Origin of the sequence: Streptomyces sp. NPDC047108, assembly GCF_040643575.1 — a bacterium.
GTDB lineage: Bacteria > Actinomycetota > Actinomycetes > Streptomycetales > Streptomycetaceae > Streptomyces.
Genome location: NZ_JBEYUP010000001.1, coordinates 148,106 through 160,783, shown reverse-complemented (window position 1 = coordinate 160,783; position 12,678 = coordinate 148,106). Strand labels below are relative to the sequence as shown.

The window sequence follows — 12,678 nt, the reverse complement described above, 5'->3', positions numbered from 1 at the left end:
CGGCACGCGTGCCGGAGCGCGGGCACGTAGCTTCAACTACTTTCCGGACGTAACCCGTTCAAGGCGCGCCGTCCTCGGGGCTGTCCGCTCACGGGCGGGCCGGATGCGTACGGCCTAGGTACGCGTACCTACACCCGCCCGCCGGGAATTGAGTACCGCCGCCGTGACGGCGCGGTGCCCGCCCCGGGCACGTTGGCCGCATGAAGACCAGCGCCACCGACCTCGCCGCCGCGACTCCCGCGCACCGCGACCGGTACATCGACCTCCTGCGGGCGGCCTCCCTCGGCACCGTCGTGCTCGGGCACTGGCTGATGGCCGCCGTCACCACGGATGGGGACGGCCGTGCGCAGGTGGGCAACCTGCTCGCCGTCGAACCGTCGCTCCAGCCGGTCACCTGGCTGCTCCAGGTCATGCCGGTGTTCTTCTTCGTCGGCGGCTTCTCGCACGCGCTGTCCTACCGCTCCCTGCGCAGGCGCGCCGCCGACGGGGGAGGGGCCGGGCTCTACCCCGCCTTCCTCCGCGCCCGGCTGCAGCGGCTGCTGCGCCCCACCATGGTCTTCATCGCCGTGTGGGCGGCGGGTGCCCTCGCCGTACAACTCCTCGGCGGGGACGGCCCGCTGACCGATGTCGCCGCGCGGCTCGTCGCCCAGCCGCTGTGGTTCATCGGGATCTATCTCGCCATGGTGGCGTTCACCCCGCCGCTGCTGCGCCTGCACGAGCGGTGGGGCTGGGGCGCGTTCGGGGCGCTCGCGGGGGCGGCCGCGGCCGTGGACGGGCTGCGGTTCGCCTTCGGTGTGCCGTACGTGGAGTTCCTCAACTTCGCGTTCGTCTGGCTCGCCGTTCACCAGCTCGGCTTCCTCCGCGCCGACGGGCGGCTCTCCGCGGCGGGGCTGCGCGTACCCGCGACCCTGGCTTCGGTCGGTCTCGCGGGGGCGTCGGCGCTGGTGGCGTTCGGCCCCTATCCGCTCAGCATGGTGGGGATGCCGGGGGAGAAGGTCAGCAACATGGCGCCGCCCACGCTCGCCCTGCTCTGCCACGGCTTGTGGCTGACCGGAGCGGTCGAGATGCTGCGCGCCCCGGCCGCACGCCTGCTCGCCCGCCCCCGCGTCTGGCGGGGCGTGGTCGTCGCGAACGGTGTGGCGATGACCGCGTTCCTCTGGCACCTCACCGCGATGCTCGGGGTCTACGGGCTGCTGCTCGCGCTCGATCTGTCCCTCCCGGGGCCCGCGACGCCCGTCTGGTGGGCGCTCGCCCCGGTCCGTATCGCCGCCGCGGCAGCCCTCACGGCGCTGCTGGTCGCCGCGTTCCGCCGCTTCGAACGCCCTGCAGCCGCGCGGCCGCGGACCGTACCCGCCCCGGGCGCCGGTACGGCGGCCCGCCGCGCGACGGGCCCGGCTGCCGCGGTGGGCGTCACGCTGTGCCTCTTCGGTGTCCTGGGCCTGTCGATGGTCGGCTTCGGGGGGCTGCTCGACGGACGGACGGCGCTGCTGATCGCGGTCCACATCACGGCTCCCGCCGCGGTCGCCATGGCCGTACTCGGCTGGGTGCTCGTGGAGACCGCGGGCCGCCGGACACCGGGCGCCTGACACCGCCACCGGCCCCCGCCCCACCGGCACACGGCTCCGCCCCAACGGCACACGGCTCCGCCCACCGCCACCGGCCCTCGCCCCACCGGCACACGGCTCCGCCCCACCTGCGCCGGCTCCCCCCACCGGCACACGCACACCGCCGCACCGGCCCGTGACCGCCCGGCCCGGCGGGCGCGGACCGGGGCGCCTCCCGCGGCGACTACCCTGGAGGGTCGATCACCGCAGCGCCGGCACAGGCGCAGGAGCAGGAGTGAAATGGCCGTCAATCTGGTCAATGTCGAGGCCGTCGGCAAGGTGTACGGCACGCGGGCCCTCCTCGACGGCGTCTCGCTCGGCGTCAGCGAGGGCGACCGGATCGGCGTCGTCGGTCGCAACGGCGACGGCAAGACGACCCTCATCCGCATCCTCGCCAAGCTGGAGACCCCCGACACCGGCCGGGTCACGCACTCCGGAGGGCTGCGGCTGGGCGTGCTCACCCAGCACGACTCGCTCGACCCCGCCGCCACCATCCGCCACGAGGTGATCGGCGACATGGCCGACCACGAGTGGGCGGGGAACGCACGGATCCGCGACATCCTCACCGGGCTCTTCGGCGGCCTCGACCTGCCCGGTTTCGCCGACGGCCTGGACACGGTCATCGGCCCGCTGTCCGGTGGCGAGCGCCGCCGTATCGCGCTGGCGCAGCTGCTGATCGCCGAGCAGGACCTCATCGTGCTCGACGAGCCCACCAACCACCTCGACGTCGAGGGGATCGCCTGGCTCGCCGCCCACCTGCGGGCGCGGCGCTCGGCTCTGGTCGTCGTCACCCACGACCGCTGGTTCCTCGACCAGGTCTGCACCCGCATGTGGGACGTGCAGCGCGGCGCGATCCACGAGTACGAGGGCGGCTACTCCGACTACGTCTTCGCGCGGGCCGAGCGGGAGCGCATCGCCGCCACCGAGGAGGCCAAGCGGCAGAACCTGGTGCGCAAGGAGCTGGCCTGGCTGCGGCGCGGCGCCCCGGCCCGTACGAGCAAGCCGCGGTTCCGTATCGAGGCGGCCAACGAGCTGATCGCGGACGTCCCGCCGCCGCGGGACAGCGCGGAGCTGATGCGCTTCGCGGGCACACGCCTCGGCAAGACGGTCTTCGACCTGGAGGACGTGACCGTCCAGGCCGGGCCCAAGGTCCTGCTGCGGCACCTGACATGGCAGCTGGGGCCGGGCGACCGCATCGGCCTCGTCGGCGTCAACGGGGCGGGCAAGACCTCGCTGCTGCGGGCCATGACGGAAGCGGCGCGCACGGAGGGCGAGACCCAGCCGGAGGCGGGCCGGGTCGTCGTGGGCAGGACCGTACGGCTGGCCTATCTGTCGCAGGAGGTGGCCGAACTGCCGCCGGAGCGGCGGGTGCTGGAGGCCGTCGAGGACGTGCGGCAGCGCGTCGACCTCGGCAAGGGCCGGGAGATGTCCGCCTCCCAGCTCTGCGAGAAGTTCGGCTTCGGCAAGGAGAAGCAGTGGACGCCGGTCGGCGACCTCTCCGGCGGTGAGCGGCGGCGGCTGCAGATCCTGCGCCTGCTGATGGACGAGCCCAACGTCCTCTTCCTCGACGAGCCGACGAACGACCTCGACATCGAGACCCTCACCCAGCTCGAGGACGTCCTCGACGGCTGGCCGGGCTCGCTCGTCGTCATCAGTCACGACCGGTACTTCATCGAGCGCACCACCGACCGGGTGTTCGCGCTGCTCGGTGACCACCGGCTGCGGATGCTGCCGCGCGGTGTGGACGAGTACCTGGAGCGCCGCCACCGCATGGAGGAGGAGTCCGCGGCCCGGGTCCTCGCGGAGGCGGCACCCGAGCAGCAGCAGAAGCCGCAGAAGTCGGCAGCCGACCAGCGCGCCGCGCAGAAGGAGCTCCAGCGCATCGAGCGCCGGCTGGACCGCATCGGCGGCCAGGAGGCGGGCCTGCACGACCGGATCGCCGAGAACGCGACCGACTTCGAGCGGGTGGCGAAGCTGGACGCGGAGCTGCGCGAGCTGGCGGCGGAGCGGGAGGAGCTGGAGATGCGCTGGCTGGAGCTCGCCGACGAGGTCTGAGCCCGCCCGGAGCCCGTCCGCGTCAACTCCCGGTGCGCGGGGGGCCGTTGGGGCATCGGGGCACGAGCCGCGCGAGGAGCGTGCCCCGGGCTGTGCAACGGAGGCGTCACGGACCGGTCTCGACTGTCCGCCGGGGCCGCTCCTGGGCCCTCCGGTCGTCAGTGCCGGGTGATACAAAGAACTCCCGCTCGAGTGCCGTTGCATTGCGGGAGAGCATGCCCGGTTCGCTCCATCCCGGCGGGACTCGACGCCCCCGGGAGCGCGGGGGAGGCCGGTCGGGCCATGCACCCCGCGCGAAGAGGACCGCTGATGTCACAGCCGCCCCAGCCGCCGAACCAGCCGCCGCAGGGCGGGTTCGGTGCGCCTCAGGACCCTGCCTACGGATATCCGCAGCAGCCGCCGCAGGGCCGGCCCGCGTACGGCTATCCGCAGACACCTCCGCCTGCCGGCCAGCCGCCGCAGGCGCCGCCGCCCCCCGGCCAGCCGCCGCAGACCCCGCCCGCCCCGGGCCAGCCGCCGCAGACCCCTCCGCCCGCGTACGGGTACCCGGGTCAGCAACAGCCCGGCCCGCAGCCGCAGTACGGGCAGCCCCCGGGCCAGCCGCCGTACGGCCAGGGCCCGTACGGCCAGCAGCAGTACGGCATGTATCCGCCGCAGGCCCCGTACCCGGGCGCCACCCCGCCCGGAGGCGGCCGGTCCAAGCAGCGCGTGGTGCTCATCGTGGGCGCGGCCGTCGCGGCCCTGCTGCTGATCGTGGGCGGCGTCTGGTTCGTCACGAGCGGCGACGACGGCGACACGAAGGACGAGGCCAAGAACTCCTCGGGCGGCAGCGGCTCCGGCGGTGACAGCGGCGGCTCGGGCGGCGGCGGCACGGGCGAGGCCATCGACGCCGAGATGATCACCACGATCCCGCGGCCCAAGGTCAGCGACCAGGTGACGGCCGAGGGCCTGTGGGTGACCGACTCCGTCTTCGCCAAGGGCGACGTGGACAAGATCGTCGGCTACGACGCCGGCGGCGGCAAGAAGAAGTGGACGATCCCGCTCGACGGCTCGATCTGCTGGGCCTCGCGCCAGACGACGGAGGACGGCAGGACCGCCGTGCTCTTCCAGGGCGCCAAGGCCACCAAGGACAAGCCGCACCAGGGCTGCACCGAGGTCGCGGCCATCGACATCAACTCGGGCAAGAAGCTCTGGCAGAAGAACGTCTCCGACGGTGACGAGCGCGTCCGCTTCGACGAGGTGACCGTCGGCGGCGGCACCGTCGCGGCGGGCGGCACCGGAGGCGGCGCCGCCTGGAAGCTCGAAGGCGGCAAGCAGCTCTGGAAGCCCACGGCCAACGACGAGTGCCAGGACGACGGTTACGCCGGCGGCGACAAGCTCGTTGCCGTGCGCCGCTGCGGCGACTACTCCAAGCCGACGCTCGAGGTCCAGACGCTCAACCCGGCCAGCGGCGCTCCGAAGTCCGTCTTCAAGGTCCCCGGCGGCATCGAGTACGTGCACATCGCCTCGACCGACCCGCTCGTCGTCGCCGTCGACGCCAGCGACGACACCGGAAGCGGTGTCTCGGACTTCCTCGCCGTCGACGACAGCAAGAAGGCGGGCAAGCTGCGCGGAAAGATCGCCACGCAGCAGGGCCAGTACACCCCCGAGTGCGGCTCGACCGACGTCGAGGACTGCAAGCTGCTCGCCGTCACCCAGGACACGCTCTACCTGCCCACCAAGGAGCACCAGGGCCAGGCGGAGTACGGGCGGACCAACGAGATCGTCGCGTTCAGCCTCGACGGCGGCAAGTCCAAGGGCAAGGCCGACGCGGGGGAGGAGCGCGTGATGGTGCCGCTGCGCACGGACGGCAGCAAGATCATCGCGTACAAGTACCCGACCTACGACAAGGGCGGCCAGATCGTCAGCATCGACGCCAAGTCGCTCGAGCAGAGCGTGCTGATGAAGAACGACAACTCCACGGCACGCACCGAGAGCACGTTCCGGCCCGAGTTCAACATGGACGTGGTGTACCGGAACAACAAGCTCTACATGGGCCAGCACTACGTCACCGACCGCGCGCCGCTGGCGGGCGAGAAGGAGTACCTGGCGATCGTCTTCGGCGCCGAGTAGCAGGCACCGGCGCCCGGCCGCGCCCGCCCGCGCGCGGTGCGGGGGCCGGGCCCGACTGCTCCGCCGCAACCGCACCGGTACCGCACCAGGCCCGGCACGCACCCCGCGTGCCGGGCCTGGTGCATGAACTGGGCGCGCATAGCGGGGAATTTCCGCCTACGTCGAGGCTCCTCGCCGGTATCGGGCACACGACGCGGAGCGAGCGTGTAGCTTCCGGTGAACACGAGGCCCGGGGCGTCGGGGGATTGGGGAAGCCGATGGGCGTACGGCTCATGGTCGTCGACGACCACCGTCTTCTTGCCGAGGCGCTGGCGTCCGCGCTCAAACTGCGCGGGCACCGCGTTCTCGCCGCGACGGCGCCGTGCTCCGGAGCGGCCGAACTCGTCGTCAGCCGGGCGCCCGAGGTGTGCCTGCTCGGCACGGCGTCCCCGGCACAGCCCGGGGCGTTCGACCCTGTCGTGCGCATCAAGCGCGAGCGGCCGCAGGTCGCCGTGGTGGTGCTCGGGCCGGTGCCCAGCCCGCGCGGGATCGCCGCCGCCTTCGCCGCCGGGGCGTCGGGCTATGTACGCCACGACGAGCGGATCGAGGGCGTCGAACGGGCCATGATGAAGGCCAGGGCCGGGGACGCCGCCGTCGCCCCCCAGCTGCTGCAGGGCGCGTTCGCCGAACTGCTCAACCCCGCGGCCCAGCCGGACGACGAGGCAGCCCGGCTGCTGCAGATGCTGACGCCGCGTGAGGCCGAGGTGCTCGTACGGGTCGCGGAGGGCGAGGACACCCGTCTCATCGCGGCCGGGATGGGGATCGCGCCGAGCACGGCGCGGACGCATGTGCAGCGCGTGCTGATGAAGCTGGGCGTCGGATCGCGGCTGGAGGCGGCGGCGCTGGCGGCCCGCACCGGTCTGCTGGACCGGGCCCACACCGCGAGCCCGGCCGCTGTCCCCGGGGTGCCGGGGGCCCGCACGGGACACGGGGACGCCCACGGGTGACCGTACGGCGCTGCCTGTTCGTACGGCGCGGATGACCGTGCGGGCTCCCGTACGCGTACGGCGCCCCGTGCCCGTACGGTCATCCGCGAGCCGGGGTGCGTCAGCCCTGCGGCTGCCGCCCTCCGGTCCCTGAGCCGCCTTCTCCTGAGCCGCCTTCTCCTGGACCGGCTGCCCCTGGGCCGCCCGCGTCGGGGCCGCCCGGCTCGGGCAGGTCGGGGCTTGCTGCCGGGTGCGCCGGTGTGACGGGCCGGAGCCTCAGCCACACCAGGAAGACCAGCCCGAGTGCGAGCATGGCCAGCCCGGTCCAGAGGTTGATGTTGATGCCCTGTGCCTTGTCGATGTCCGCGTCGGAAGCGGTGATCCCGGCGATGGTGATGACGATCCCGTAGATCACGAACAGTCCGCCGATGATGCGCCGGACGTCGAAGAGCCGGGCCGCCGTCGCCGACCTCTCCTCGAGCTCCTCGACCTCTCGTTGGTAGCTGTACTCGTCGGTCATGCTGCTCTCCGGTCGGTTCGTGGGCGGGAGTTCAGAGGGAGAACGGGATGTAGCACAGGGCAGCCAGGATGATCGCGCCCCAGCCGAGCAGCGCCGGCCTGCGGTACCACGCCTCGTCGCCGCGGGCGGGCGGCTCGGCCATCCCGGGCGAGGTGGTGCCGTACACCAGGCCCGCCAGCGACTCCACGGGCTTCGGCTTGGTGAACAGCGATACGGCGACCATCACCACGCCGCCCACCACGAACGCCACGATCGCCGAGACGAAGTTGGCGCCCTGGTCGCTGGGGATGGAGATGACGCCCTCCTTGTAGAACCAGAAGTAATTGATCATCGCGGCGACCGTGCCGGTGAGGAGGCCCCAGAAACCGGCGGCGGAGGTGGCCCGCTTCCAGAACATGCCGATGATGAAGACGCAGAACAGCGGGACGTTGAAGAAGGAGAACAGCGTCTGCAGGTAGTTCATGATGTTGCTGAACGTCGAGGCGATGAAGGCGGTCCCCATGCCGCCGAGCACGCCGATCGCCGTCACGATGCGGCCCACCAGCAGATAGTGCGTGTCCTCGCGGCCCGTTCTGATGTACCGGGACCAGATGTCGTTGGTGAACACGGCGTTGAAGGCCGAGACGTTCGCCGCCATGCCCGCCATGAACGCCGCCAGCAGGCCGGTGATGGCGACGCCCAGCACGCCGTTCGGCAGCAGGTCGCGCATGAGCACCGGCACCGCGTCGTTGTACTCCAGGCCGCTGCCCTCCTTCCCGATGGACGGCTCCATCACCAGCGCGACCAGACCGGGGACGACCACGATGAGCGGGATGAAGATCTTGGGGAAGGCAGCGATGAGCGGGGTGCGCTGGGCGGCCGAGAGGTTCTTGGCGGACAGCGCGCGCTGCACCTCGGCGAAGTTGGTCGTCCAGTAGCCGAAGCTCAGGCAGAAGCCGAGGCCCAGCACGATGGTCAGCCAGTTGGCGCCGAGCGGGTTGTCCGAGCCGATGCCCGTACCGCCCCAGGCGGAGACGAAGTCGTCGCCCATCGACGAGGTCAGCGAGTCCTTGAGCCCGCCGAAACCGCCGACGCGCGCCAGTCCGACGACGGTGAGCGGGATCAGCGCGGCGAGGATGACGAAGAACTGCAGCACCTCGTTGTAGATCGCCGAGGAGAGACCGCCCAGGGTGATGTAGACGAGGACGAAGAGCCCGGAGACGACGATGGCCACCCACTGCGGCCAGCCGAGCAGCGCCTCGATGACGATCGCCATCGCGTAGAGGTTGACGCCCGCGATGAGGACGGACGCCACGGAGAAGATGATCGAGCTGAGCAGGTGCGAGGGCGGCCCGTAGCGGTGGAGCAGGAACTCGGGGACGGACCGGACCTTGGAGCCGTAGTAGAAGGGCATCATCACCAGGCCGAGGAAGACCATGGCGGGGATGGCGCCCACCCAGTACCAGTGCACGGTGTAGACGCCGTACTGGGCGCCGTTCGCGGCCATGCCCAGGATCTCCAGGGCGCCCAGGTTGGCCGCGATGAAGGCCAGCCCGGTGATCCAGGCGGGGAGCGACCGTCCGGAGAGGAAGAAGTCGAGACTGGTCTTCACACTGCGCCGGGCCGCGAGGCCGACGCCGAGCACGACGGCGAAATAGAGGATCAGGATGGCGTAGTCGAGTGCGTTGGTGGGGAGTCGGAGTCGTTCTGCTGCCAGATGGTGCATGGATCACTCTCTCCGGGTCCGGGGCGCATTCCGCAGATTGGCCGCAGCACCGACATAACGCCCCCGAACGTGGTCCTTTTGGGGGCAGTTGTCCAGGAGGCGACGCGTTGTTGACGGCCCTGTTGAGTTGTGGTTTGTTGTGTTCGTTTCTGTTTGCGGGATGATGGTAGTGGCGAGGAGCGCCAAGGTGAAGAAGACATCGACCCGTCTCGCGGACGGGCGCGAACTGCTCTACTACGACCTCTCCGACGACGCCGCGCGGGACGCGCGGGACGAGCGCCCGCTCCCCCCTGTGCGCACCGCATCCGAGATCCGCGCCGACCGCCTCCTGGGCGAATCGGTGATCGTCGCCTCGCACCGCCAGGACCGCACCTACCACCCGCCGCCCGACGCCTGCCCGCTCTGCCCCTCCCGCGGCGGCCGGCGCACCGAGATCCCCGCCGACGACTACGACGTGGTGGTCTTCGAGAACCGCTTCCCCTCGCTGACCGGCGACGCCGGCCGCTGCGAGGTGGTCTGCTTCACCTCCGACCACGACGCCTCGTTCGCCGATCTGACCGGGGAACAGGCCGGGCTCGTCCTCGACGCGCTGACCGACCGCACCGCCGAACTGGCCCAGCACCCGGGCGTGGAGCAGGTGTTCTGCTTCGAGAACCGGGGCGAGGAGATCGGCGTCACGCTCGGCCACCCGCACGGCCAGATCTACGCCTATCCCTTCGTCACGCCGCGCACCGCGAGCATGCTGCGCACGACCGCCGAGCACGCGGCGCACACCGGCGGGCGCAACCTCTTCGACGACGTCCTCGCCGAGGAGCGCGCCGACGGGCGGCGCGTGGTGCTGGCCGGTGAGCACTGGACGGCGTTCGTCCCGTACGCCGCCCGGTGGCCGTACGAGGTGCACCTCTACCCGAACCGCCGCGTCCCGGACCTGGTCGCGCTCGACGACGCGGCGCGCACAGAGTTCCCACAGCTCTATCTGGAACTGTTGAGGCGCTTCGACCGGATCTTCGACGGAACGGATGAGGGGAGGGACGGCGCGGCGCAGTCGCCCACGCCGTACATCTCGGGCTGGCACCAGGCGCCGCTGAGCGCCGCGAACCGCGGCGACTTCGCGCTGCACCTCGAGCTTTTCACCATTCGCCGCACTTCCGGCAAGCTGAAGTTTCTTGCGGGTTCCGAATCCGGCATGAATGTGTTCATCAACGATGTGCCGCCGGAGGCCGCGGCCGAGCGACTGCGAGAGGTAGCGAGCGAGTGAGCAACCAGCAGAAGAAGTACCTGGTCACCGGCGGTGCGGGCTATGTCGGCAGTGTCGTCGCCGCGCATCTGCTCGAGGCCGGGCACGCGGTGACCGTGCTCGACGACCTCTCCACGGGCCACCGCGAAGGGGTTCCGGCGGGGGCCGAGTTCATCGAGGGGCGCATCCAGGACGCGGCCAAGTGGCTGGACCGCTCCTACGACGGCGTGCTGCACTTCGCCGCTTTCTCGCAGGTCGGCGAGTCCGTCGTGAACCCCGAGAAGTACTGGCGGAACAACGTCGGCGGCACCACCGAGCTGCTGGCCGCCATGCGCGCGGCCGAGGTGCGCACCCTGGTCTTCTCCTCCACCGCCGCCACCTACGGCGAGCCGGACGAGGTCCCGATCACCGAGGACGCCGTCACCGCGCCCACCAACCCGTACGGCGCCTCCAAGCTCGCCGTCGACCACATGATCGGCGGCGAGTGCGCGGCCCACGGCCTGGCCGCCGTGTCCTTGCGGTACTTCAACGTCGCCGGGGCGTACGCGTCGGGCGACGGCACCACGTACGGCGAGCGGCACGACCCCGAGTCCCACCTCATCCCGCTCGTCCTGCAGGTCGCCCAGGGCCGGCGCGAGGCGATCTCCGTCTTCGGGGACGACTACCCGACCCCCGACGGCACCTGCATCCGCGACTACATCCATGTGGCCGACCTCGCCGAAGCACACCTCCTCGCCCTGGCCGCCGCGGAATCCGGCGAGCACCTGATCTGCAACCTCGGCAACGGCAACGGCTTCTCCGTCCGCGAGGTCGTCGAGACCGTCCGCACGGTCACCGGCCACCCGGTCCCCGAGGTCACGGCACCGCGCCGCGGCGGCGACCCGGCCGTGCTCGTCGCCTCCGCCGAGCGGGCCCGTACGCGTCTGGGCTGGCGGCCGAGCCGCGCCGACCTCGCCGGGATCGTCGCCGACGCGTGGGCCTTCGCGCAGGAACGGGACGCGCGGGCGTGACGGACCGGGGCGCCGGGCAGGCGGACGGGGACGTGCCGGACCGGATCGTCGGGCCGGCGGACGGAGCCGTGGCGTTCGCTGACGGGGCCGACGGTGTCGCGGCGGCGTTCCGGGCGCTGTACGGCTCGCGGCCCGACGGCGTGTGGGCGGCGCCGGGCCGGGTCAACCTGATCGGCGAACACACCGACTACAACGACGGGTTCGTGATGCCGCTGGCCCTGCCGCACACCGCGCTCGCCGCCGTGGCCCGCCGCACCGACGGCCTCCTGCGGCTGCACTCGGCGGACGTGCCGGGCGGTGTCGTCGAACTGCGCCCGGAGGCGCTGGAGCCGGGCGGAACCGGCGGCGGGGCCGGGGGCTGGGCCGCGTATCCGGCCGGTGTGGTGCGGGCGTTGCTCGACGCGGGGCACGCGGTGACGGGAGCCGACGTCCACATCGCGTCCACCGTCCCGGCCGGCGCCGGCCTGTCGTCCTCGGCGGCCCTGGAGATCGTCACCGCACTGGCCTGCAACGACCTGTTCGGTCTCGGCGTACCGCGGTGGCAGCTCGCCCGGCTGGGCCGGCGCGCGGAGAACGTGTACGTCGGCGTGCCCTGCGGGATCATGGACCAGACCGCGTCGGCCTGCTGCACCGAGGGCCACGCGCTGCACCTGGACACCCGCGATCTCGCCCAGCGCCAAGTCCCGTTCGACCTCGCGGCCGAGGGGCTGCGCCTTCTGGTCGTGGACACCCGCGTCCAGCACGAACTCGGCGAAGGCGCCTACGCACGCCGGCGCGCGGCGTGCGAGGAAGGCGCGCGTGCGCTTGGCGTGCCCGCCCTGCGCGACATCACGCCGGAGGGACTGGACGAGGCACTCGCCGCCCTCGGCGACCCGGTCGTACGCCGCCGCGTCCGGCACGTGGTGACCGAGAACGCCCGCGTGGAGCAGGTGCTCGGACTCCTGGACCGCGGGGAGACCCCTGCCATCGGCCCGGTGCTGACCGCCGGACACACCTCTCTGCGTGACGACTTCGAGGTCTCCTGCGCCGAACTCGACCTGGTGGTCGCGTCGGCGAACGCGTCCGGTGCGCTCGGGGCCCGGATGACGGGCGGCGGTTTCGGCGGCTCGGCGATCGTGCTGGTCGAGGAGGCCGCGGCGGACGCGGTCGCCCGGGCAGTGACGGACGCCTTCGCCTCGGCGGGCCACCGGGCGCCGCGACTCTTCACCGCGGTGCCCTCCGCGGGGGCCCGCAGACTGGCCTGAATCCGCGCGTCCGGTGGGGCCGGAGGGGCCGTCAAGTGGTCAACTACTGGCGTTCTTTGTCGACTTGTGTCCCCTAATGACGCATGTGGTACGGCCTGGACGACCTGGGCAAACACTTTTCCCAATCCGCTTCCCCCGCACGGGTGCAGCCGTACGCTGATGCACAGCACCGGTGGGGGCCGGTGCCGATTCAGGGGGCGAGACAGTCGGGTACGGCGCCCCGAGC

9 protein-coding genes are annotated in these 12,678 nt (G+C 72.1%); 7 read left to right on the top strand and 2 right to left on the bottom strand.

What is annotated here, in order from left to right:
- The first annotated feature begins 200 nt into the window (after positions 1 to 200).
- The 4 genes from ABZ822_RS00680 (at position 201) to ABZ822_RS00665 (ending at position 6,757) form a co-directional block, all read left to right on the top strand.
- Complete coding sequence (locus ABZ822_RS00680) at positions 201 to 1,586, top strand: acyltransferase (RefSeq protein ID WP_360845294.1); 1,386 nt, start codon at positions 201 to 203, stop codon at positions 1,584 to 1,586.
- Positions 1,587 to 1,844: 258 nt separating this feature from the next.
- Complete coding sequence (locus ABZ822_RS00675) at positions 1,845 to 3,659, top strand: ABC-F family ATP-binding cassette domain-containing protein (protein WP_360845292.1); 1,815 nt, start codon at positions 1,845 to 1,847, stop codon at positions 3,657 to 3,659.
- Between the two features lie 309 nt (positions 3,660 to 3,968).
- Positions 3,969 to 5,771 (top strand): PQQ-binding-like beta-propeller repeat protein, encoded by a 1,803-nt coding sequence (locus ABZ822_RS00670; RefSeq protein WP_360845290.1) that lies wholly within the window; start codon positions 3,969 to 3,971, stop codon positions 5,769 to 5,771.
- A 257-nt stretch (positions 5,772 to 6,028) separates the two neighbouring features.
- Positions 6,029 to 6,757, top strand: coding sequence for a LuxR C-terminal-related transcriptional regulator (locus ABZ822_RS00665; RefSeq protein WP_360845288.1), 729 nt, complete (start codon positions 6,029 to 6,031; stop codon positions 6,755 to 6,757).
- Positions 6,758 to 6,857: 100 nt separating this feature from the next.
- Here the strand turns inward: ABZ822_RS00665 and ABZ822_RS00660 are convergent, their stop codons facing one another.
- The gene (locus ABZ822_RS00660) at positions 6,858 to 7,256 is read right to left on the bottom strand and encodes a hypothetical protein (RefSeq protein WP_360845286.1); all 399 of its coding nucleotides are present in this window, start codon (positions 7,254 to 7,256) and stop codon (positions 6,858 to 6,860) included.
- Between the two features lie 31 nt (positions 7,257 to 7,287).
- Entirely contained in the window at positions 7,288 to 8,961 is a 1,674-nt protein-coding gene (locus ABZ822_RS00655; RefSeq protein WP_360845284.1) for a sodium:solute symporter family protein, read from the bottom strand.
- Between the two features lie 187 nt (positions 8,962 to 9,148).
- On the opposite strand from ABZ822_RS00655, the gene galT reads away from it, so the two are divergent.
- The 3 genes from galT to galK all read left to right on the top strand — a co-directional run bounded on the left by galT (position 9,149) and on the right by galK (position 12,452).
- Positions 9,149 to 10,219, top strand: coding sequence for a galactose-1-phosphate uridylyltransferase (galT, locus tag ABZ822_RS00650; RefSeq protein ID WP_360845282.1), 1,071 nt, complete (start codon positions 9,149 to 9,151; stop codon positions 10,217 to 10,219).
- On the top strand, positions 10,216 to 11,208 hold the full coding sequence (gene galE, locus ABZ822_RS00645) for a UDP-glucose 4-epimerase GalE (protein WP_360845280.1): 993 nt from the start codon (positions 10,216 to 10,218) through the stop codon (positions 11,206 to 11,208). Before galT ends, galE begins: the two co-directional genes overlap by 4 nt.
- Positions 11,209 to 11,276: 68 nt before the next feature.
- A complete protein-coding gene (gene galK / locus ABZ822_RS00640) occupies positions 11,277 to 12,452 on the top strand; it encodes a galactokinase (RefSeq protein WP_360846887.1) in 1,176 nt (391 codons plus the stop codon).
- Positions 12,453 to 12,678 lie beyond the last annotated feature (226 nt).